14 protein-coding genes and 2 pseudogenes are annotated in these 22,096 nt (G+C 73.6%); 8 read left to right on the top strand and 8 right to left on the bottom strand.

The window, feature by feature from the left end; translation table 11 throughout:
- The first annotated feature begins 208 nt into the window (after positions 1 to 208).
- The 5 genes and pseudogenes from A4E84_RS24910 (at position 209) to A4E84_RS24900 (ending at position 4,675) form a co-directional block, all read left to right on the top strand.
- Complete coding sequence (locus A4E84_RS24910; RefSeq protein ID WP_062928680.1) at positions 209 to 1,774, top strand: protein kinase domain-containing protein; 1,566 nt, start codon at positions 209 to 211, stop codon at positions 1,772 to 1,774.
- Between the two features lie 43 nt (positions 1,775 to 1,817).
- Positions 1,818 to 2,078: pseudogene (locus A4E84_RS42400) on the top strand (protein kinase); the annotation flags it as partial.
- An 18-nt stretch (positions 2,079 to 2,096) separates the two neighbouring features.
- Positions 2,097 to 2,480 (top strand): M23 family metallopeptidase, encoded by a 384-nt coding sequence (locus tag A4E84_RS44725; RefSeq protein WP_237305144.1) that lies wholly within the window; start codon positions 2,097 to 2,099, stop codon positions 2,478 to 2,480.
- Positions 2,481 to 2,579 (top strand): annotated as a pseudogene (locus A4E84_RS44720) (ALF repeat-containing protein); the annotation flags it as partial.
- Positions 2,580 to 2,923: 344 nt separating this feature from the next.
- Positions 2,924 to 4,675 carry a serine/threonine-protein kinase gene (locus A4E84_RS24900; RefSeq protein WP_062928678.1) on the top strand — a complete coding sequence of 584 codons (1,752 nt, stop codon included), beginning with the start codon at positions 2,924 to 2,926 and terminating at the stop codon, positions 4,673 to 4,675.
- 39 nt (positions 4,676 to 4,714) lie between these two features.
- Here A4E84_RS24900 and purH read toward each other — a convergent pair whose 3' ends face one another.
- Both purH and purN read right to left on the bottom strand, forming a co-directional pair.
- Complete coding sequence (purH, locus tag A4E84_RS24895; protein WP_062928677.1) at positions 4,715 to 6,277, bottom strand: bifunctional phosphoribosylaminoimidazolecarboxamide formyltransferase/IMP cyclohydrolase; 1,563 nt, start codon at positions 6,275 to 6,277, stop codon at positions 4,715 to 4,717.
- A complete protein-coding gene (gene purN / locus A4E84_RS24890; protein ID WP_062928676.1) occupies positions 6,274 to 6,912 on the bottom strand; it encodes a phosphoribosylglycinamide formyltransferase in 639 nt (212 codons plus the stop codon). The genes purH and purN overlap by 4 nt, the downstream gene beginning before the upstream one ends.
- A gap of 305 nt (positions 6,913 to 7,217) precedes the next feature.
- Here purN and A4E84_RS24885 point away from each other — a divergent pair, with 305 nt between their 5' ends.
- Positions 7,218 to 8,024: a hypothetical protein gene (locus A4E84_RS24885; protein WP_062928675.1), complete on the top strand. Its 807-nt coding sequence runs from the start codon at positions 7,218 to 7,220 to the stop codon at positions 8,022 to 8,024.
- A 4-nt stretch (positions 8,025 to 8,028) separates the two neighbouring features.
- Here the strand turns inward: A4E84_RS24885 and A4E84_RS24880 are convergent, their stop codons facing one another.
- The gene (locus A4E84_RS24880; protein WP_062928674.1) at positions 8,029 to 9,858 is read right to left on the bottom strand and encodes a cell division protein PerM; all 1,830 of its coding nucleotides are present in this window, start codon (positions 9,856 to 9,858) and stop codon (positions 8,029 to 8,031) included.
- Between the two features lie 96 nt (positions 9,859 to 9,954).
- Between A4E84_RS24880 and A4E84_RS24875 the strand changes: the two genes are divergently transcribed.
- A complete protein-coding gene (locus A4E84_RS24875; RefSeq protein ID WP_062928673.1) occupies positions 9,955 to 11,256 on the top strand; it encodes a helix-turn-helix domain-containing protein in 1,302 nt (433 codons plus the stop codon).
- A gap of 130 nt (positions 11,257 to 11,386) precedes the next feature.
- On the opposite strand, the gene sucD is transcribed toward A4E84_RS24875, so the two are convergent.
- From sucD to A4E84_RS24850, 5 genes are all read right to left on the bottom strand, one after another.
- Positions 11,387 to 12,271: a succinate--CoA ligase subunit alpha gene (sucD, locus tag A4E84_RS24870; protein WP_062928672.1), complete on the bottom strand. Its 885-nt coding sequence runs from the start codon at positions 12,269 to 12,271 to the stop codon at positions 11,387 to 11,389.
- A gap of 21 nt (positions 12,272 to 12,292) precedes the next feature.
- Positions 12,293 to 13,471, bottom strand: coding sequence for an ADP-forming succinate--CoA ligase subunit beta (sucC, locus tag A4E84_RS24865; protein WP_062928671.1), 1,179 nt, complete (start codon positions 13,469 to 13,471; stop codon positions 12,293 to 12,295).
- A 2,186-nt stretch (positions 13,472 to 15,657) separates the two neighbouring features.
- Entirely contained in the window at positions 15,658 to 16,824 is a 1,167-nt protein-coding gene (locus A4E84_RS24860; RefSeq protein ID WP_062928670.1) for a VWA domain-containing protein, read from the bottom strand.
- 139 nt (positions 16,825 to 16,963) lie between these two features.
- On the bottom strand, positions 16,964 to 19,360 hold the full coding sequence (locus tag A4E84_RS24855) for a DUF5682 family protein (protein ID WP_062928669.1): 2,397 nt from the start codon (positions 19,358 to 19,360) through the stop codon (positions 16,964 to 16,966).
- An 85-nt stretch (positions 19,361 to 19,445) separates the two neighbouring features.
- On the bottom strand, positions 19,446 to 20,576 hold the full coding sequence (locus A4E84_RS24850; RefSeq protein ID WP_062928668.1) for an ATP-binding protein: 1,131 nt from the start codon (positions 20,574 to 20,576) through the stop codon (positions 19,446 to 19,448).
- 145 nt (positions 20,577 to 20,721) lie between these two features.
- Between A4E84_RS24850 and A4E84_RS24845 the strand changes: the two genes are divergently transcribed.
- A complete protein-coding gene (locus tag A4E84_RS24845; protein ID WP_062928667.1) occupies positions 20,722 to 22,077 on the top strand; it encodes an SWIM zinc finger family protein in 1,356 nt (451 codons plus the stop codon).
- The last annotated feature ends 19 nt before the right edge of the window (positions 22,078 to 22,096 follow it).

Here is a 22,096-nt window from a genome sequence, read left to right as displayed (position 1 = left end):
CCATTCACTTCCAAGGGCCGTGTCTCACCCGTACGAGGGGGGCACGGCCCTGGTGCGTCGCCCTAGTCTGACGGTGGTAGCTGTTCAGGCACGGGGAGAGCACCTTGTTCAGCATCATCGTGGCACCTCCGCCGACCACGGAGGACGAGCGAAACCGCACCCCCACCTTCCGGGTCCCCGGCCGTCCTGACCGGCCCGGGGCGACCCGGTGACCGAGGCCTACGCCGTACCCGTGCCAAAGGGCTACCGGGTCGGCGACTGGGAGGTGCGCGAGCCCATCGCGACGGGCGCCTTCGGCAGTGTGTACGCGGCCCGGCGCGTCGGTGCCGGCACCGAACTGCCGCTCACGGCCGCGATGAAGTTCCTGCCCACCGGGACGGCCACGCCCCGCCGGCTGGCCCACCTGCGCGAACTGATCGACCGGGAGGTCGAGCTGTACCGGCGGCTGAGACATCCGCGGCTGGTGCGGATGTACCAGACGCTGACGGTCGACGACCCGGGCCGTCCGGAGCTGGACGGCGCCACCGTCCTCGTCCTGGAGAAGGCCGAGGGCTCCCTGTCGGCGCTGCTCGCCGCCACGCCCCGCCCCGCGGCCGGCCCGGCACTGCTCGCGCAGATCGCCGAGGGCCTCGCCCAGCTGCACGACGCCGGCTGGGTGCACGGCGACCTGAAGCCGGCCAACGTGCTGCTGATGGCGGACGGTTCGGTCCGTCTGGCCGACTTCAACCTGGCCGCCGAGCTGGAGGGCACCCACGCCTACACGCCGGCCTTCTCCACCCCCGACTACACCCCGCCGGAACTGCTGTGGACCGAGATCGGCGAACGCGGCCGCCGCATCCGCCCCTCCGCCGACATCTGGGCCTTCGGCGTCCTCTCCCACCTCGTGCTCACCGACGCCTTCCCGCTGCCCGGCGCCACCCCGACAGCCCGTCGTGACGCGGCGGCGGCCTACGCCCGCGGCGTCGACCAGTTGCGCCTGTCGCCGGAGTTGCCCGACGACTGGCGGGAGATCGTGGGGGCCTGTCTGACGCGGACGCACCAGCAGCGCATCGGCGGCGCGGCGCTGCTGCGCCGTGTGACGGCGGCCGCGGGCCAGGGTCGGCGCGCCTTCCGCCTGCCCGCCCTGCGCTCCACCCGCCACCGCTCGCGCCGCGGAGCCCTCGCGGCCGTCCTGGCCGCGGCCGCCGCGGCCCTGGCCGCCCTGCTGGCCTACGGCATCGGCGTCTCGGCCGGAGGCGGCGGCGCCGGCAGCGGTCCCGGCGCGACGGCGAACGTCTCGGCCGCCGCGTACGGCGCCTCCGAGCTGCACACCGACCGGGGCGTGCCGCCCGCCTACCGCCTCCTGATCGTCGAGACGGCGCACGACTGCGACCAGGAGGAGGTCAGCCCGGTCCTGATCGCCGCCATGCTGAAGGTGGAGAGCGACTTCGACCCGGACCTCTCCGACCCCGCGAACGACGAGTACGGCATCGCCCGCTGGACCCCGCGCGTCCTGCGCTGGTGGATGAACGAGGACGGCACCCCCGGAGAGACGGTCCCCGAACCTCCCTTCCCGCCCGCCGAGTCCATCCCGGCGATGGGCCGCTACCTGTGCTGGATCGCCCCGCGCCTGCACGCAGACCTGCCGGGCGACCGGCGCGTCCTCGTCGCCGCCGCGTACCGCAGGTCGTACCGCACGGTGAACGCGGCGGGCGGCGTGCCCCCGGACGTCCGCGCATACGCCGACCGCGTCGCCCACTTCCTGGAGGAGTACGCGCCGCCCGGCAAGAAGTGACACGCCGTCTTTGCCATCCCAGCGGGAAAGCGGAGGCCCTCCGGTGAGCCAGGAGTCATGGCCGCACGCCGTACAGGTCCCGCGGGGTTTCCGCGTCGGCGCCTGGGAGATTCGCGAACCCATCGTCTCCGGGGCCTTCGGCAGCGTGTACGCCGCCCGCCGGGCCGAACCCGCCGAGGGCCTGCCGGCCGAGGCCGCGCTGAAGTTCCTGCCCACGGGCACTCAGACCCCGCGCCGACTGCGCCACCTGCGGGAACTCGCCGAGCGGGAAATGGAGTTGCTGCGCAGGCTGCAGCGCCCACGCCAACCCGGCCTGGACATCGTGGTGAAGGGCAACACGGGCTCGTCGGGCAAGGCGGTGTACCCCGGCTACCAGGGCACGGTGGCCCGCACCTTCTGGGACCGGGGCGCCGGCAACGTCATCGTCGTCGAGCACGGCAGCGGTTGGTACACGGCGTACTACCACCTCAAGGACAAGCACGACACGTACGTGCGGAAGGGCGACAAGGTCACCGCGACGACGAGGATCGGCCGCATCGGCGCCACCGGCGGCAACAGCGGCGACTGGGCGCACCTGCACTACGAGCAGCGCTACAGGACGGACGGCATCCCGACGGAGGCCGACCGGCAGCCCGTGCACGTCGACGGCAAGAAGTACCCGGGGGCGGGGAACACCTGGATGGACGTCGTCAGCAACAACTGCTGAAGCGACGCGCCGCGCGCCGCGGCTGAGGACGCCATCGACGGCACGCCGGAGGAGTTGCGGTACTTCCTGGACGTCGGGCGGCACGAGGGGGACGGCTGAGCGTTGCCGGAGCCGCCGGGTCCGAACTCGCCCTTGCGGTGCCGGACCGGCACACGTGGACAACCAAACCTGGCCCGCAACCTGTTCCCGGCGACCCCCGACGGGAAGCGGCACAGCATGGACAACGGCATTACGTCCACCGGGGGTGAGGTGAGCGGCTGCCGCACCGGGAGCTTCATCAGCCGAGCCGGCCGACAGACGCACACGTGGTCCGCCGGGGCGCATGCCCGGCGGACCTTCCCCGTCCTGCGTCTGCGGGTCACACACGAGCCCTCGCGCGATAGCCTCGCTGCAACTCACGTGACGCAGGGGCACGTTGGTGAAGGTGACCAGTCGGGGGATCCATGACAGACCATCGGCGGCCCGGTCCGGCCGACGCTCCGGCGTTCGACGGCGGCGCCCTGAAGCAGGCGGGCACCACCCCGCTACAGCCCGCCGACCCCGGGCGCATCGGCCCGTACATCCCCCTGGGGAGGCTCGGCAGCGGCGGCATGGGCCGTGTCTACCTCGCCCGCCCCGCCGACGGCGCCCCCGGCCTCGCCGCCGTCAAGGTGATCCGCCCCGAGTACGCCGACGACCCCCGGTTCAGGCGGCGTTTCGAGCGGGAGGCATCGCTGCACGGCCGAGTGCGTACCGTGCGGGCGCCGCAGTTGCTCGGCACCGGATTCGACGACTCCTTGCTGTGGATGGCGACGCAGTATCTGCCCGGCCTCAACCTCGCCGACGCCGTCCGCGAATGCGGCCCTCTCGAAGTCGCCGGAGTCTGGCGGCTGGTCTCCGATCTCGGGCATGCCCTGTCGGCACTGGCCGTGGCCGGTATCGTGCACCGCGACCTCAAGCCGTCCAACGTGGTCCTTTCCCAACAGGGCACCCACGTCATCGACTTCGGCATCGCGCAGGCCACCGACAGCAGCGCGATCACCTCGTCGGGGAGCCGGGTCGGCACGCCCGCCTTCATGGCGCCCGAGCATCTGCGCGAGGGCCGCTGCGACACCGCCTCCGACGTCTTCTCGCTCGCGGGGAGCCTGATCTACGCCGCCACCGGGCGCGCTCCCTTCGGTGACGGAACGGGCGTCGACGTGATGCACCGGGTCGCGTTCGAGGAACCCAAACCCGGCGTCATGGCCGGGATCGCGGCCCGGGACGCCGGACTGGCCGCGCTGCTGTCCGCCTGCCTCTCCAAGGACCCCGCCGGCCGCCCCACCCCTCGGCAACTGACCGAGGCAGCCGAGGCCGCCGAGGGCCACCGCTCCCCCTCCTGGCACGAGCCGCTGGGCGGCCTGCTGCGCACCCGGCGGCAGGCCTGCGACGAACTGGAACGTTCAGTCGTGCGGGAGGCCGTACCCGGGACCGGCCGGTTACGTACGCCGGCGCAGGACCCGGCAACCCCTGCCAACGGCCCCGCCCAGGGTCCCGCCCGCGAGAGCGGTGCCGGGCGCGGGAAGCGGAAGGTGTATCTCGCCCTGGCCGCCGGTCTCGCCGTGTGCGCCGTCGTTGCAGGAACCTTCTTCCTCACCCGTCCGTCCGCCGGCGGAACCGCCTCGGCCGCACCGACAGCGGCCGGCGGCACTGCCCGCGACGGCGCCCGCACCTCCCCTGCCCCCGGTGCCTCCGCCTCACCCTCCGGCGCCGAAGACAAGGACGAGGCGAAGGAGGAGGCCGGGCAGGAGAAGGCAGCGGCCTCGGGGGCGGGAGCGGACGAGACGTCACCCGACCCGAGGACAACCGGAGACGAAGCCACTCCCCCCGCCGCCCCCGGGGACGGCGAAGGCGGCGGCAGTGACGATGACGGCGGCATCGTGCCGACCGCCTCACCCACCAAGACGGCCACCACGCCCGCCGGCCCTCCCTGGAACTCGCGCTGCGCGTACTACTCCGGCACCGAACTCACCGTCCGCGGCGACAAGGGGCAGCGCGTGGTCCAGGTGCAGTGCATGCTCACCCAGCGCGGCTTCAAGGTCGGCGACGCGGGCGTGGACGGACAGTTCGGCGGCGCCACGCAGGCCGCCGTCAAGAAATTCCAGAGGGCCAAGGGCCTCTCGGCGGACGGCGAGGTGGGGTCCGACACCTGGGCGGCGCTGCGCAGTTCGACGTAGGTGCCGATCCAGCGCGGCGCCGCCGGGGTCAGGGGCCCGTCAGTGGAAGAAGTGCCGCGTCCCCGTGAAGTACATCGTGACGCCGGCCTTCCGGGCGGCCTCGACGACCAGCTCGTCCCGGACGGAACCGCCGGGCTGGACCACGGCCTTCACCCCGGCCTCGGTGAGGATCTCCAGGCCGTCCGGGAAGGGGAAGAACGCGTCGGACGCGGCGTACGCGCCCGCGGCGCGCTCGGCACCCGCCCGCTCGACGGCCAGCTTCGCGGAGTCGACGCGGTTGACCTGCCCCATGCCGACGCCCACCGAGGCACCGTCCTTCGCGAGCAGGATCGCGTTGGACTTCACCGCGCGGCAGGCCTTCCAGGCGAAGGCGAGCTCGGCCAGCTCGTCGGCGCTCAGCGCGTCACCGGTCGCCAGCGTCCAGTTGGCCGGGTCGTCGCCGTCGGCCTGGAGGCGGTCGGTGACCTGGAGCAGCGCGCCGCCGTCGATCGGCTTGACCTCGACGGGGGCGGCGGGCCCGTCGGCGCAGCGCAGCACGCGGATGTTCTTCTTCTTGGTGAGGGCCTCCAGGGCCCCGTCCTCGTAGCCGGGCGCGACGATGACCTCGGTGAAGATCTCCGCGACCTGCTCCGCCATCTCCTTGCTGACCGGGCGGTTGACCGCGATCACGCCGCCGAACGCCGACAGCGGGTCACAGGCGTGCGCCTTGCGGTGCGCCTCGGCGACGTCCGCGCCGACGGCGATGCCGCAGGGGTTGGCGTGCTTGATGATCGCGACGGCCGGCTCTGCGTGGTCGTACGCGGCACGGCGGGCGGCGTCCGTGTCCGTGTAGTTGTTGTACGACATCTCCTTGCCGTGCAGCTGCTCGGCCTGGGCGAGGCCGCCCGTGCCCGACACGTAGAGGGCCGCGGGCTGGTGCGGGTTCTCGCCGTAGCGCAGGGTGTGCTCGCGCTCCCAGGTGGCGCCGAGGAAGTCGGGGAACTGCGACTCATCGACCGGCGCGTAGGAGGAGGCGAACCAGGAGGCGACGGCGACGTCGTAGGCGGCCGTGTGCTGGAAGGCCTCGGCGGCGAGCCGCTTGCGGGTGGCGAGGTCGAAGCCGCCGCCCTGGACGGCCTTGAGGACGTCGGCGTAGCGGGCAGGGCTGGTGACGACCGCGACCGAGGGGTGGTTCTTGGCGGCGGCCCGGACCATCGAGGGACCGCCGATGTCGATCTGCTCCACGCACTCGTCGGGCGAGGCACCGGAGGCGACGGTCTCGCGGAACGGGTAGAGGTTGACGACGACGAGGTCGAACGGCTCGACACCCAGCTCGGCGAGCTGCTCACGGTGGCTGTCCAGGCGCAGGTCGGCGAGGATGCCGGCGTGCACGCGCGGGTGCAGCGTCTTCACGCGGCCGTCCAGGCACTCGGGGAAGCCGGTGAGCTCCTCGACCTTGGTGACGGGGACGCCGGCAGCGGCGATCTTCGCGGCGGTGGAGCCGGTGGAGACGAGCTCGACCCCGGCCTCGTGGAGCCCACGCGCCAGCTCTTCCAGACCGGTCTTGTCGTAGACGCTGACGAGCGCCCGGCGAAGGGGCCGCTTGTTGCTCTCGGCGGTCACTGGATAACTACCTTTCGTCCCTCAATGCGATAGCCGTTGCGGGCGAGGCGCCCCACGACCTCGACGAGCAGCCTTCGCTCGACTTCCTTGATGCGCTCGTGGAGAGCGCCTTCGTCGTCCTCGTCCCGGATCTCCACCACGCCCTGCGCGATGATCGGCCCGGTGTCGACGCCGTCGTCGACGAAGTGGACGGTGCAGCCGGTGACCTTGGCGCCGTACGCGAGCGCGTCCCGCACGCCGTGGGCTCCCGGGAAACTGGGCAGCAGGGCGGGGTGCGTGTTGACGAACCGCCCCCCGAACCGCGCGAGGAACTCCTTGCCGACGATCTTCATGAACCCGGCGGAGACGACGAGGTCGGGCTCGTGGGCGGCGACGGCCTCGGCGAGGGCGGCGTCCCACTCCTCGCGGCTGCCGTGGTCCTTGACCTTGCACACGAAGACCGGCAGCCCGGCCCGCTCGGCACGCGCCAGCCCCTCGATGCCCTCGCGGTCCGCGCCGACGGCCACGACCTCGGCCCCGTACTCCTGCGCGCCGACGGCGGCGATCTCGTCGAGCAGCGCCTGAAGGTTGGTGCCGGATCCGGAGACCAGCACGACGAGGCGCTTGGCGCGCGGGGCCACGGGCTTGGCGGCCACGGTGGGGGCCTTTCTCGGGGGAGCGTCTGTCCAAGGCGGCCGGCACCCGACGTTTTGTGCATTCATACGAATGCTTTGCGTCCCCGGATACGGGGAAGCCTACGAACCGGCCGACCGTCAGCAACGATACCGGCACACCGGACGGCCCCCACGGGACGGGGGCGGGGCCGGAAGGTAGCGTCTGGGCGGAGCCGGTTCGGGAACGACGTCCGGACGTGGTGCGTTCAGGAGGTGACGGACCCGGGTCCGACGCCGTTCCGTTCTGTCCACTCATTCCTCCTCACCAACGGGAAGACGCTCACCTGATGCCGGACCGCAGCCTGCGACTCCTCACGTTCCCCCAGCTGTCGCCGCAGGGAGGGGAGCGCGGCGCCGTGCTGCTGCGGGAGCGCCCCAGCTCGCCGCCCGACGCGCCTTCGGGCGGCGACGGCGGGGAGGGGCGGGGCCGTGAGTCCCAGAAGGACAACCCCTTCGCCCCGCCGCCCGAGGGCACACCGGACCGGCCCTGGCAGCCGCGGCGCCCGTCGGGTGACGACTCCCAGGACTCCCAGGACTCCCAGGGCGGTGGCGGGTCCCGCTCGCCCTGGGGCAGCCAGTGGAGCGACCGGCAGCCCGGCCGCTCCTCCGGCGGCTTCGGCGACCGCCCCCGCAGCGGGCCCGAGGGCCAGGGCGGCCCCCAGGGCGGCGGCCCGAACGGGCGCTGGGACCCGACGGATCCCGCGCAACGCCGGGCGCGCTACGCCCTGCTGTCGGGCATGTGGGCCTTCTTCTTCGCCCTCTTCAGCTGGCCGTACGTGGCCCTGCTGCTCGGCGCGCTCGCCCTCTACTGGGCCATCAGCTCCCTGCGCGCGGGGCCCCGCAGGCCCGACCCGGCCTCCCCCGCCCCCGCCCCCGAGCAGCAGGGCGGCGGCCGCCCCCAGACGACGGCGGCGGTGAGCGGTCTGGTCACGGCGTCGCTGGCGATCGCCCTGGTCGCCGCCTCCTTCACGGCGCAGCTGGTCTACCGCGACTACTACACGTGCACCAACGACGCCCTCACGAACGAGGCGAAGCAGTCGTGCACCGAGCTTCTGCCGGAGGAGCTCCGCGGGCTGCTGGGGACGGACGACTGACGCTTCAGGAGGTTTCCGGCGGGCTGGACCGGCCGGACGGGGCCGGGGCGTCGTACGGCTCGGGGTCCCGGGTGTCGTACGGCTCGGGGTCCGGGCCGGGCGGCAGGAAGTCGTAGAGGCCGAAGTCCGTCTCGCGGTCCTGGTCGCGCGGGCCCGGCTCGTCCGGCGCCGGTTCCGAGGGGTGGTGGGGCGACGGCGTCCCGTCGGCCGGTGAGGCGTCGCGCGTGGTGCGTCCGCCGCTTTCCACCTCCCAGTCGTCGCCGGGATCTCCGAGGCCCCAGACACCTTGGGCGACCTCGTCCCGCCCCGGCCGTCCGGTGCCCCGGGCGCCCTCGGCGGCCCCGCTCACCCCGGCCGTCCCGGCGACGCCGGTGCGCGTGAACCAACCGCGGCCGTCCTTCCGGACCCGCCGTTGCCCCCGGGCGCCGTGGGCCGCCGTCTCCCGCTGCTTGCCGATCTTCGGCTCCGCTGCCCGGGTCGAGCGGCACCGCCAGGCCCGTACCCCCACTGCCGTCGGGATCGCCAGCAGCCACAGCCAGACCAGCGTCGCGGCGGCGACCTGCCACCACACGGGGCCGAAGCGGGACAGCACGGCAGAACCGATGGGGCCGCCCGACATCGCGGCCAGCCCCGCGAGCGCGGCCGCGCAGAGCAGCGAAGCCAGCGCGGCGGCCCGGGCGGTGCGGGCGGCCGACCAGACCGCGGTCCGCGTGCCGCCCGGTTTCGTCCCGCCCCGCTCCGCGGATGCCGCGCCCTGGGCCACCGTCCAGCCGACGACCAGCGCGGCGATCACGGGTACCACCCCGGCCGCCCAGTGCACCGGCGCCCCCTCACCCGCCTCCGGCACCGCCGCCAGCAGCGGAAACGGTGGCAGGAACGGAGCCGGCGCCGAGGCGAGCGGGCCGACCGTGTGGCCGGCGCCGAGAGCGAAGCCCGGGCCCAGGGCATAGGCGGCGCCCCACACCGCCGCGTTCGGCACCAGGGCCGCGCACAGCAGGAGTACGGCGAACCGCCCCGACCATCCCTCGGTCAGCCGGAGCAACGACGCCTGGGTCGCCGCTCCATGGCCCACCATCGACGCCACCACCAGCAGCGCACCGCCCCCGAGGAGCACCGCGGCCCCGGCAGCCGCGGCCCGGGCCGCGACACCGGGGCGCCCGTCCGCGCCGAGGACCAGCGGGCGCACTCCCGCCGGCAGCGGGCCCAGCAGTCGCCGCAGCGGCCGGCCCGGACGGCCGTACGCCGACCACACGCCCGCCCCCGCCGCCACGACGGCGACCAGCGGGACGCACACTCCCGTCCACACCCACGACGGCCGCAGCACACCGCCCGCGGCGTACAGGGCGGCGGGCACGGCGACGGCGAGGTAGCCGACGACGACACCCGTCCACGCGATGCGAGGGGAGACCAGGGGCGGGCTCTCGACCGCCTCGGTGTCCTCCTCGAAGTCGTCGTCCTCCTCTCCTACCCCGCCGTCCGTGGCGTCCCGGGCCGCCCGGTGCAGCAGCCACACCGGCAGCGCGAGGAGCAACAGGGGCGGCAGGCCGAGCGGGGCGGGGACGCCGGAGAGCGTGTCGGTGCGGACCAGTTCGGCGCCGTGCGCCAGCAGCCACAGCGCCGCCGCCACGTGCATGGCGCCACCGGGGCCGCTGTCCGGGTAGGGCGAGCTGATCCACAGCAGCATCACGAGCACGGCGAACGACGCCAGTCCGAGGCCCGCCGCGAGCGCGCCCCCCAGGAGGCCGCCGACCAGCCCGGGCGAACGGTCGCGCATCCGGGTGAGCAGGGGCGCCGGTGAACGTCGGCGAGCGGTCATCTCGATCACGACCGCCATGCTCCCAACGACACGCGCTTTACCGGCGTAACAGGCGAACCTTCGCTGTGTCGCTAAAAATACGTTTATGTTCTTTTCCGGACGGAGGCGTGCCCTGTGACGCAGAGCCCTGCCATCCCGCTCCCGCCGCCCAAGGAGCGCCGACGCCTGCGCGAGGCCGCCGCGTTGACGCGGGCTCAGCTGGCCGCCCGGGTGGGCGTCACCAGCGAGACGGTGCGCGGGTGGGAGACCGGCCGCTCCACACCGCGCGGCCGCAAGGGGGAGAAGTACGCGAAGCTGCTCGAATCACTCACATCGCGCGAATCGCCCGACTCACTCGACTCGCTCGGCGACGAGGCGGGAACGACGCCTGATCGGAACAGCGCCGCCGACTCCGACGACCCGGAACCGGCACCCGGGGCGGTCCTCACGCGCAGAGCCGCGCGCGCCCGGCGCAAGACCGCCACCCCCGACCGGAAACGACCCGCCGCGAAGGACCGGGGCCACGGCCCCGTGACCGTCCCCGACCGAAGCCGCACCCCCGTCCCGCACGGGCACCGCGTCATCCTCACCGAACGCCCGCGGACGACGCCCCCGCGCCGGCCGGACGACGCCATCGCCGCCCTGACCCCCGATCAGGCCTTCGACGCGCTCTACGCCTTCTGCGCCCCCGCCCTCGTCCGGCAGACCTATCTGCTGACCGGCCGCCGTGAACTGGCCCGGGAATCGGTGGAGCGGGCCTTCCAGATCGCCTGGCAGCGCTGGCCCGAGGTGGCCCGGGACCGCGACCCGGCGGGCTGGGTGCGCGCGATGGCGTACGAGTGCGCGCTCTCCCCGTGGCACCGGTTCCGGCCGCGCTACCGGCACCCCGAGCCGCCGCCGCCCGACGCGTTCGACCGCGCGCTGCTGGATTCCCTGCTGAAGCTCCCGCCGTCCTACCGCCGCACCCTGGTGCTCTACGACGGGGTCGGGCTCGGCCTGCCCGAGACGGCGGCGGAGACGGAGGCGAGCACCCGCGCGGCCGTGAACCGGCTGGCGCACGCGCGTGAGGCGGTCGCCGAGCGGCTGCCGGAGCTGGCGGACCCGGAGACACTGCACTGGCGGCTGGTCGAACTGGCCTCCGTCGAACGGCTTCGGGCCGCCAAACCGTCGGTCGTGCGGAAGAGCGGGGAACGCCGGGCCCGCTTCTGGACCCGGGCCGCCATCGCCTTCACGGTCGCCCTGATCGGCACGACGGCCCTCACCGTGCGCACGGCCCCGACGCACTACGAGCCGCCGGTGCCCGAGGGGGAGACGATCCAGGGCGTACCGCCGCGGATGGCGCCCGGGCCGCTGTCGGAGTCGGAGCGGGAGCTGCGGGCGAAGCTGCGCAAGGAGGAGCAGCGAGGGCCGGACCGACTGCTGCCCCAGCCGTGGTGACGCCGACCTCCGGCCTCCGGCCTCCGGGAGAGGGCCGTGGAAACGGGCGGTGGAAACGGGCGGTGGAAACGGGCGGTGGGCCCGCCCCCCGTGCAGGGAGCGGGCCCACCTGTGAGCCGTGCGGCGATGCTCAGCCGGCGAGGATGGCGCGGGCCAGCTTGGCCGTCTCGGTCGGCGTCTTGCCGACCTTGACGCCGGCGGCCTCCAAGGCCTCCTTCTTCGCGGCGGCGGTGCCGGAGGAGCCGGAGACGATGGCGCCGGCGTGGCCCATGGTCTTGCCCTCGGGCGCGGTGAAGCCCGCGACGTAGCCGACGACCGGCTTCTTCACGTTCTCCTTGATGAAGGCCGCGGCCCGCTCCTCGGCGTCGCCGCCGATCTCACCGATCATGACGATCAGGTCGGTGTCGGGGTCGGCCTCGAACGCGGCGAGGGCGTCGATGTGGGTCGTCCCGATGACCGGGTCGCCACCGATGCCGACGGCGGAGGAGAAGCCGATGTCCCGCAGCTCGTACATCATCTGGTACGTCAGCGTGCCGGACTTCGACACCAGGCCGATGCGGCCCGGCTTGGTGATGTCGCCCGGGATGATGCCGGCGTTGGACTGGCCCGGCGTGATGAGGCCGGGGCAGTTCGGGCCGATGATGCGGGTCTTGTTGCCCTTGGACACGGCGTACGCGTAGAACGCGGCCGAGTCGTGGACCGCGATGCCCTCGGTGATGACGACCGCGAGCGGGATCTCGGCGTCGATGGCCTCGACGACGGCGGCCTTGGCGAAGGCCGGCGGGACGAAGAGGACGGACACGTTGGCGCCCGTCTTCTCGATCGCCTCGGCGACCGTGCCGAACACCGGGATGTCGTTGCCGTCGATGTCGACGGACGTGCCCGCCTTGCGGGGGTTCACGCCACCGACGATGTTCGTGCCGTCGGCCAGCATGAGCTTGGTGTGCTTCATGCCCGTGGCACCGGTCATGCCCTGGACGATGACCTTGCTGTCCTTGTTGAGGAAGATAGCCATGGCTGTTTAGTCCCTCGTCCCTTACTTCGCAGCCGCGAGCTCGGCGGCCTTGTCGGCCGCTCCGTCCATGGTGTCCACGCGCTGAACCAGCGGGTGGTTGGCGTCGGAGAGGATCTTGCGCCCGAGCTCCGCGTTGTTGCCGTCCAGACGGACGACCAGGGGCTTGGTGACGTCCTCGCCCTTGTCCTTGAGCAGCTGCAGCGCCTGGACGATGCCGTTGGCGACCTCGTCACAGGCGGTGATGCCACCGAAGACGTTGACGAAGACGGACTTGACGTCCGGGTCGCCGAGGATGATCTCCAGGCCGTTCGCCATGACGGCGGCGGAGGCGCCACCACCGATGTCGAGGAAGTTGGCCGGCTTCACGCCGCCGTGCGCCTCACCGGCGTACGCGACGACGTCCAGGGTGCTCATGACGAGGCCCGCGCCGTTGCCGATGATGCCGACCTCGCCGTCGAGCTTGACGTAGTTGAGGTTCTTCTCCTTGGCGGCGGCCTCGAGCGGGTTGGCCGCGGCCTTGTCCTGGAGGGCCTCGTGCTCCGGCTGACGGAACTCGGCGTTCTCGTCCAGGGAGACCTTGCCGTCCAGGGCGATGACCTCACCGGAGGCGACCTTGGCCAGCGGGTTGACCTCGACCAGGAGGGCGTCCTCCTTGATGAAGGTGTCCCACAGCTTGACCAGGACGTTCACGACCTTGTCGGCGACCTCGGCCGGGAACTTGGCGGCCGCGACGATCTCGCGGGCCTTGGCCTCGGTGACACCCTCGTTGGCGTCGATCGGCGTCTTGGCAACGGCCTCCGGACGGGTGGCCGCCACCTCCTCGATCTCCACGCCGCCCTCGACGGACGCGATGGAGAGGAAGGTGCGGTTGGCACGGTCCAGGAGGAAGGAGACGTAGTACTCCTCCAGGATCTCCGGGGCCGTCTCGGCGATCATCACCTTGTGGACCGTGTGGCCCTTGATGTCCATGCCGAGGATGTTGGTCGCGTGCTCGACCGCCTCGTCGGGGGTGGCGGCGAGCTTGACGCCGCCGGCCTTGCCACGGCCGCCGACCTTCACCTGGGCCTTGACGACGGACTTGCCACCGAGGCGCTCGGTGGCTGCGCGGGCCGCCTCAGGCGTGTCGATGACTTCACCGGCCAGCACCGGTACATCGTGCTTGGCGAAGAGGTCCCTCGCCTGGTACTCGAACAGGTCCACGCGCTTCCGTCCCTATCAGTGATCTCGCGGTTCGTTGTCTGCGTGGGCGTGCCGCGAGGGCAACGTGACGTCCGCTGTCTGTCACAAGGGAGGCGCACACGGTGTCCGAGCGCGCGGCATGTCCGTCTCGCAGGTTATCGCTGCTTGCGGGGGGCCTCTAAATCGAGGGTCACACCTGAGCGGTGATACCTGTCACATGATGCCGCGCTCTCTGGCACGGCGTGCCGGATGTGAGGAGCGGGTGAGGGGCCTCACCGGGATGGGGCTGACCCGGTGAGGCCCGCCGGACACCCCGGAGGGAGCACGAAGGCCCTGTTCAGGGCCTGGCTCTCCGGGGCGCCTGGTCGGGCGGCCCCCACCCCAATGGGGGCCGCCCGACCCATCCACGAGGTTTACGGCCTCGGACCACCGACGGCTTTCGGCCGTCCGGGCGTGACGCCTCGTGAAGCACTGGGAGCGGGAGGGGTGCCGCGGGGCACCCCGGGCGGGGCCGGTCGCGCGAGGAACTCCCGGAGGCTTGTGGCGGGGAGCCCTCGACGGCCGTCCGTGCTAGCCGGGGAAGAGGGCGATGTCCCGATGACCGGACCGGGTACCGGCCCCGGAAGTGCGGGCCCCCGCACCGGACACGAGCGTGAGCGGCGCCCAGGGGCTCGGGGTGACGGCGTGGACCTCGCCGTGCCGCGACGAGCCGCTGTCGGCCAGGGACCGGTTGCCGAGCACGCCGTCGGGACGACCGCCGGGCGAGTGACCGGCGGCCGGGGTACGTCCCGCCTGCGGCGACGATCCGTGGCGGCCGGGGTGGCCGGTGTGGCTCGGACGGCTGGGGCGGCCGAGGCGATCTGCGCGGCTCAGGGTGTGGGCGGATCTGAGGTGGGAGGCGTGGACGCCGTGGGCCCTCGGGTGTGCGGGGGTCGGTCTCCCGGCCTGTCGCGAGGGGGCGGCTTCGTCCGCGGACACCACCGTTCCCGAGGCCGGCGCCGATATCCTGCCCGGCTGGCGGTCGGCCGTGGCGGGGGTGGGGAAGACGGGGGGAGCGAGCGGGGGGGGGAAGGCGGGGGGAGCGAGCGGGGTAGGTAGAGCGGGGGAAGCGGGTGCTCCCGGGAGCTCGACGTCGGGGTCGCCGGGGGGGGGGGGCAGGTCGGGCAGGTCCGAGAGGTCCGGCAGGTCGTGCAGGTCCGGCAGCACGGGTGACTCGGGCAGCCCGGGCAAGGTGGGCAGCGCCGGTGCGTGCGGTAGCTGCGGGGAGGAGGGAAGCACCGGTGCGTCCGGCACTCCCGGCCAGGACGGAAGCGCCCGTGCGCCCGACACCCCCAGCGAGGACGGCAGCACAGGTGCGCCCGACACCCCCAGCGAGGACGGCAGCGCCCGTGCGCCCGACACCTCCGGCCAGGACGGCAACCTAGGTGCGCCCGACACCCCCGGCGAGGACGGCAGCACCGGTGCGCCCGACACCCCCAGCGAGGACGGCAGCACAGGTGCGCCCGACACCCCCGGCGAGTCGGCTGCGGCCGGAAGGTCTGAAACCGCCAGGAGGTCCGAAACGGCCGGGAGATCCGGCACAACCCTGTCCGGCACCCCCCTGTGCGACGTCGGCCCGGGCAGCTCCGGACGCTCCACCTGCGACGCCCGCTCCGGCGACTGCCTCCGCGGGGACGACGATGACGGCGACAGCGACCCCCCCACCTGCGCGTCTACCGGCCCCCGGCGCTCAGATCCCCCCGCCTCACCCGCCGCCCGAACGAACCTCTGGCCGCTGACGACCTCACCGGCCCGGCCCTCCGGCCGCGCCCGCTCCCCCACACCGTCCACACCGGTCTCCGCATGGGCCTGCTCCCCCCACAGCAGTCCGACGACCAGCAACCCACCCACCAGCAGCGCCACTTGAAGCGCACGCCGCCCGGCCGCCGTGCGCAGCGTGCGCAACGCGGCTCCGGGCAGGGCGGCTGAACAGCTCAAGAGGGGAAGCTTCCTCCCGTGCGACGGAAGCGGTACCGCCCGGCCGGCACTCCGCACGGCCGAGCAGGCGCCGATCCTCGCACGGGAGTGCGGAGGTTGCGCAAGCCCTTGCTAATCGATGGGCCGTCATGTCCCTTTTGCTGCCACAAGCCGGACGACGACCCATCGACAAATCGCCATCTGCCCCCTCACGCAGGGCAGATCACGCCGGGCAGATCACGCAGCACCCGTCACGCCGCATCGGGTATCGGCAACGGCCGCTTCTCGATCGCCGCCGCCATCACCTCCGGGAACAGATCGGGCGTGCAGGCGAACGCCGGCGCCCCCAACGCCGCGAGCGCGGCCGCGTGCTCCCGGTCGTACGCCGGTGCCCCTTCGTCCGAGAGCGCCAGCAGTGTCACGAACTGCACGCCCGACGCCTTCATCGCGGACACCCGCTTGAGCATCTCGTTGCGGATGCCGCCCTCGTAGAGGTCGCTGATCAGCACGACCACCGTCTCCGCGGGCCGGGTGATCTGCGACTGGCAGTACGCGAGCGCCCGGTTGATGTCCGTGCCACCACCGAGCTGCGTGCCGAACAGCACGTCGACCGGGTCGTCCAGCTGGTCCGTGAGATCGACGACCGCCGTGTCGAAGACGACGAGTCGCGTGGAGATCGTCCGCATCGAGGCGAGCACCGCCCCGAACACCGATGCGTACACAACCGATGCCGCCATGGATCCCGACTGGTCGATACAGAGGATGACCTCCTTCTTGGTGGACTGGGCAGCCCGCCCGAACCCGATGAGCCGCTCCGGCACGATCGTTCGGTACTCGGGCAGGTAGTGCTTGAGGTTGGCCGCGATGGTGCGGTTCCAGTCGATGTCGTGGTGGCGGGGCCGGTTGATCCGGGCGCTGCGGTCGAGGGCGCCGGTGAGGGTGGCCCGGGTGCGGGTGGCGAGCCGCTTCTCCAGGTCCTCGACGACCTTGCGCACGACGGCCCGGGCCGTCTCCTTCGTCGTCTCCGGCATCGCCTTGTTGAGCGACAGCAGCGTGCCGACGAGGTGCACGTCGGCCTCGACCGCCTCCAGCATCTCCGGTTCCAGCAGCAGCGTGGCGAGACCGAGCCGGTCGATGGCGTCGCGCTGCATGACCTGCACGACGGAGGAGGGGAAGTACGTCCGGATGTCCCCCAGCCAGCGCGCCACGGACGGTGCCGATGCCCCGAGCCCCGCCGCACGCTCCCGGCCCCCCTGTGACCTGCCGTCCTTCCTGCCGTAGAGCGCGGTGAGCGCTCCGTCCATCGCCGCGTCCTGCCCCGACAGCGCGCAGCCGGTGCCGTCCGCCGCGTCGCCCCCGAGGACGAGCCGCCAGCGCCGCAGCCGCTCCTGCGCCGGGTCCGTCGTCCCGGACGTCATGCCCGCCCTCCCCTACGAGGCCGTTCCCACAGCGGGATCACCGGCACGGTCGTCGATGGCCGCCTTTCCGCCCGGGGCCCGCCCGTCACGGTGGCTCCCGTTTCCGGTGCCGTCGTCCGCTCCCTCAGTGCCTCGGTCGTCATCCCGTCACCCCCGCCAGGTTGTCGTCGGTGTTCTCGTCCATGTCGTCCAGCCCGAGCAGCAGCCGCACGACCGGCAGCACCGCGTCGGCACGCTCGATGTCGAAGTCGGCCGCGAAGCCGGGCGTCGCGGTACCGGCGGCTGTCGCGCCGCACCCGGTTCCCGCTCCGCGCCGGACCAGTTCGCCGAGGGTCCGGCGCACTCCGGGCTCGTACGCCGAGAACGTCCGCCGCAGCAGGGGCAGTACGTCCGTGAAGGCCTCGGCCGGAACCCCGGTCAGCCACGCGTCGACCAGTCCGAGCAGCCGCTCGTCGTGCACCAGGAGCATTCCGCCCCCGGAACCGCCTCCGACGAAGCCCTCGACCCACGCGGCCGCGTCCGCCGGCGGTGTGCCCGGTGACAGGACGAGTCCCATCAGCAGTGCCGCCTCGTCCTGGGCCAGTTGCCCGTCGTCGAGCAGCAGCCGGACGGCCCGCCCCCGGACGACCCCCGGCACGGTGTCCCGCCCGGACAGCACCCGCAGCACGGACTGCCAACGGCCTCTCAGCCGGCCGTGCCCCGCCGCGGGGGCGTCGCCCAGCAGGGCCACGGCCCCGTGCACCGCGTCCACGTGGCCCCGCATCTCCTCGGCGGCGTCCGCGTCGAGGGCGGCGCAGGCCGGGGGGAGACCGACGAAGACCCGCTCGGCCAGGCCCGCGGCGACCTCCGCCAGAGCTCCGGTGTCCGTGCCGCGCACGTCTCCGTAGCGCAGGGAGCGGACCAGGGCCGGGAGCGCCTGGGCGAGATGGCCGACGTCCGTGTCGAGGGCCGCGCGGTCGGCGAGGACCCGCATCACCGTGGGGAGCGCGTCGGGCAGTTCGGCCAGCAGGCAGCGCTCGGCGAGCCCGGTGACGCCGGCGAGGCCTTCCGCGCCGACGGCGTCCGCTTCGGCCTTGGCGGTCGCGGCGGACAGGACGGTCGTCCCCCACACGCCGGCCTCGGCGACGCGCACGGACAGTTCGGGCTCCCAGCGCAGCCGCCATGTCTCCCGGAACGTGCCGGTGCTGCCCCGCGATGCGGCCGGTTCGCCCCACGCGATGCCGAGCAGTCGCAGCCGGTGCAGCAGCCTGCTGCGGGCGGCGTCGTTCTCCTTGCGCAGGTCGAGCTCCAGCTCCCGCTCCAGCGCCTCCGGCTTCAGCCGCAGCCGGCGTTGCAGCCGGGTGAGGTCCCGCTGCAACGGCACGGCCGGTGCCGACGGCGGCACTTCCCCCAGCACGTCCCCCACGACCAGTCGGTCCCGGATGAGTGCCAGCGGTACGTCCGAACCCTCGCACATCACCGCCCGCACGGCGTCGGTCGTCTCGCTCAGGCCGGGCAGCGGACGGCCGCGCATCGCGGCGAGCGTCTCGGCCAGCCGCACCGCCTCGATGACGTGCGCGGAGGAGACGATCCGGTCCTCGGCGCGCAGCAGCCCCGCCACCTTGGTCAGCCACCGCTCCACCGGCCGGTCCGGGGCGCCGAACAGGTGTCCGTACCAGCCCGGTGAGTCGATGCCGGCTCCGTACCCGCTGGTCCGGGCGAGCCGGCGGTGGGTCCACGGCACCCAGGTCATGTCCGTCTTGACCTTGGGCAGCCCCTTCAACAGCGCCTTGTCGGCGGCGACGGTGGTCTTCTGCCGCAGTGCGGGCACGTGCCAGGCCCCGCAGACCACCGCCACGCCGTGCTCGAACTCCCGCTGTGCGGCGCGCACCTGAAGCCGCATGTACGCCTCCCGCACCAGGTCCCGGTCGTGGCCCCCGCTGCCGTAGGTCTCCCGCAGCGCACCCATGGCCTCCTCCAGCGCGGTGAACGGCGCGAGCGCGTCGCCCTCCCCCGCGCCCCGGTGCTCCACGACGTCCTCCCACCACCGCTCCGGGTCGTCGTAGCCGGCGGCGTCGGCGAGCACGCCGAGCGGATCGATCCGGAGCTCGGCGGAGCCGGGACCGGTGTCCCCGTCCGGCGCCGTCCCGGCGGGCGGCGGACGTTCGCCCTCTGTTCCCGCTTCGTCCTCCTGTCTCCCCCAGGCCAGCGTGTGCGTGGCCGGCAGGTCGATGAAGCGGGCCGGGACGTGGTGCTCCAGGGCCCAGCGGAGGGCGATCCACTCCGGGGAGAACCCGGCCAGCGGCCAGAACGCCGAGCGGCCGGGCTCGTCCACGGCGTGGGCGAGCAGGGCGACCGGCGGCCGCATCTCCTCGTCGGCGGCGATCGGGATCAGGGCGTCGGCCTCGGGCGGCCCCTCGATCAGCACAACCCGCGGCCGGACCTCCTCCAGCGCCGCCCGCACCGCCCGCGCCGACCCCGGTCCGTGATGCCGCACCCCGAGCAGCACCGGCCCCGCCCCGGCCGCCCGGCCCGCCGTCTGTTCCACACCGGTCACTTCATCCCCCTCCCGTCCCGCACGTCCCCGCCCGATCCCGCGGGCGGCCGCCGTCCCGTCACCCGGGGCCACCGCCCCGCGTCGCTCACACGCTCACCTCGCGGCAGGCCCGGTAGAAGTCCTTCCAGCCGTCACGCTCGCGGACCACCGTCTCCAGGTACTCCTGCCAGATGACCCGGTCCGCCGCCGGGTCGCGGACCACCGCGCCGAGGATGCCCGCGGCTACGTCGCCCGGCCGCAGCACGCCGTCGCCGAAGTGGGCCGCCAGGGCGAGCCCGTTGGTGACGACGGAGATCGCCTCGGCCGTGGACAGCGTGCCGCTGGGCGACTTGAGCTTGGTCCGACCGTCGGCGGTGACCCCGTCGCGCAGCTCGCGGAAGACCGTGACGACCCGGCGGATCTCGTCGAGCCCGTCGGGGGCGGCCGGCAGGTCGAGGGAGCGGCCGATCTGGTCGACGCGCCGCGCGACGATGTCGACCTCGGCCTCGGGGCTCTCCGGCAGCGGCAGCACGACCGTGTTGAAGCGGCGGCGCAGGGCGCTGGACAGGTCGTTGACGCCGCGGTCGCGGTCGTTGGCCGTGGCGATCAGGTTGAATCCGCGGACCGCCTGCACCTCCTGGCCCAGTTCCGGTATCGGCAGCGTCTTCTCCGACAGGATCGTGATCAGCGTGTCCTGCACGTCGGCCGGGATACGCGTCAGTTCCTCGATGCGGGCCGTCATGCCGTCGGCCATGGCCCGCATGACGGGGCTGGGCACGAGGGCGTCGCGGCTCGGGCCGTGGGCGAGCAGCTGCGCGTAGTTCCAGCCGTAGCGGATGGCCTCCTCCGGGGTGCCGGCGGTGCCCTGCACCAGCAGCGTGGAGTCGCCGCTGACGGCTGCGGCCAGGTGCTCGGACACCCAGGTCTTCGCCGTGCCCGGGACGCCGAGCAGGAGCAGGGCGCGGTCGGTGGCGAGCGTGGTGACCGCGACCTCGACGAGGCGGCGCGGGCCGACGTACTTGGGACTGATCACCGTGCCGTCCGGCAGGGTGCCGCCGAGCAGGTACGTCGCGACGGCCCAGGGCGACAGCTTCCAGCGGGCCGGGCGCGGCCGGTCGTCCTGGGCGGCCAGCGCGGCGAGTTCATGGGCGAAGGCGTCCTCGGCGTGCGGTCGCAACGCCTGGGTCGGTGTCGTCTCCCCCGCTTCGACGGACGTCGGCTCCACGGACACGGTCATGGCAAAGTCCCCCTCCAGCTCGGCCGGTTCGGATCTGTCGCCAACGTTGCACCACACCACTGACAATGCGTTCCGACCTGCGGAAACGCCCTGCCCAAGCCGCTGGCGGACCCGATTGTCAGTGGTGGGATCTACCTTCGGTGGCATGACTCAGCAGGGGGTGCGCTGGACCGCGGACCAGGTGCTGGCACTGGCGCCTGACGCCGCATCACGCAAAGCGGGAAGCAAACTCGGCGCGGCGGGGCCGTGGTCCGAGGCGGGGAGTTCCGACGAGGGGACGGTGTGGGGGCTGTGCAAGGGCAGCGGGAGCAAGCCGTATCAAACGGTCGTGGACATCGCGGACGCCGCGGGTCCCGCGTACTCGTGCAGTTGTCCGAGCCGCAAGTTTCCGTGCAAGCACGCGCTGGGGCTGCTGCTGCTCTGGGCCGCCGACGACGCGGCGGTGCCGCCGGGGCAGGCCCCGGAATGGGCCGCGCAGTGGACCGCGGGGCGGCGCGAGCGCGCGGAGGCGAAGAAGGCCGGTGCCGGTTCCGGTGCCCCGTACGGGTCCGCTGATCCCGAGGCGGCGCGACGGCGCGCGGAGCGCCGGGCCGAGCGGGTCTCGGCGGGCGCGGTGGAGCTGGAGCAGCGCCTGGTCGACCTGCTGCGCGGCGGTCTGGCGACCGCGGAGCAGTCGGGGTACGGCCTCTGGGAGGAGACGGCGGCCCGGATGGTCGACGCCCAGGCGCAGGGACTGGCGGGACGGGTGCGGGAGTTGGGGGCGATTCCGTCGACCGGTCCGGGTTGGCCGGTGCGGCTGCTGGAGGAGTGCGCGCTGCTGCATCTCCTGGGGCGGGGCTGGCTGCGCCGCGAGCGGCTCCCGGCCGGCCTCGCCGCCACGGTCCGCTCCCGTATGGGCCTCCCGGCCTCCGCGGACGGCCCGCCGCTGCGCGACCGCTGGCTGGTCCTCGCCCAGTACGACACGACGGACCCGCGCCTGACGACCCGCCGGATCTGGCTGCACGGCGCCGACTCGCACCGCACCGTGCTGCTCCTCTCCTACGGCGCGGCCGGCCGCGCCCCCGATCTGGCGCTGCCGGTGGGCCTGAGTCTGGAGGCCGAGGTGTCCGCGTACCCGGGCGCCGGGCAACCGCGGGTGGCCCTGTGCGAGCAGTTCACTCCACCCGCACCCACGGTGACACGTCCGCCGGGGACGACCACGGCCCGGGCGGCGGCCCGCTACGGCGACGCCCTGCGCGAGGACCCGTGGCTGGAGTCCGTCCCGGTGACGCTGGACCGGGTCGTTCCCACGCCGGACGGCGACTCCTGGCAACTGACGGACGCCGACGAGGACGCGGCGTTGCCGCTCACTCCCGCCGCGCGCTCCCGGCCGGGCCTGTGGCGGCTCGTCGCCCTGTCGGGCGGGGCTCCGGTCAGAGTCTTCGGCGAGTGCGGCCACCAGGGCTTCACGCCGCTGACGGCCTGGCCCGAGGGCCCGGGCGACGCGGTCGTGCTGTGCTGAACCGGCGGCAGCGGCCCCG

The sequence above is a fragment of the Streptomyces qaidamensis genome, assembly GCF_001611795.1.
GTDB classification, from domain to species: domain Bacteria; phylum Actinomycetota; class Actinomycetes; order Streptomycetales; family Streptomycetaceae; genus Streptomyces; species Streptomyces qaidamensis.
The sequence above is the reverse complement of the archived record's forward strand: the minus strand, read 5'-3'. Positions and strand labels throughout refer to the sequence as shown.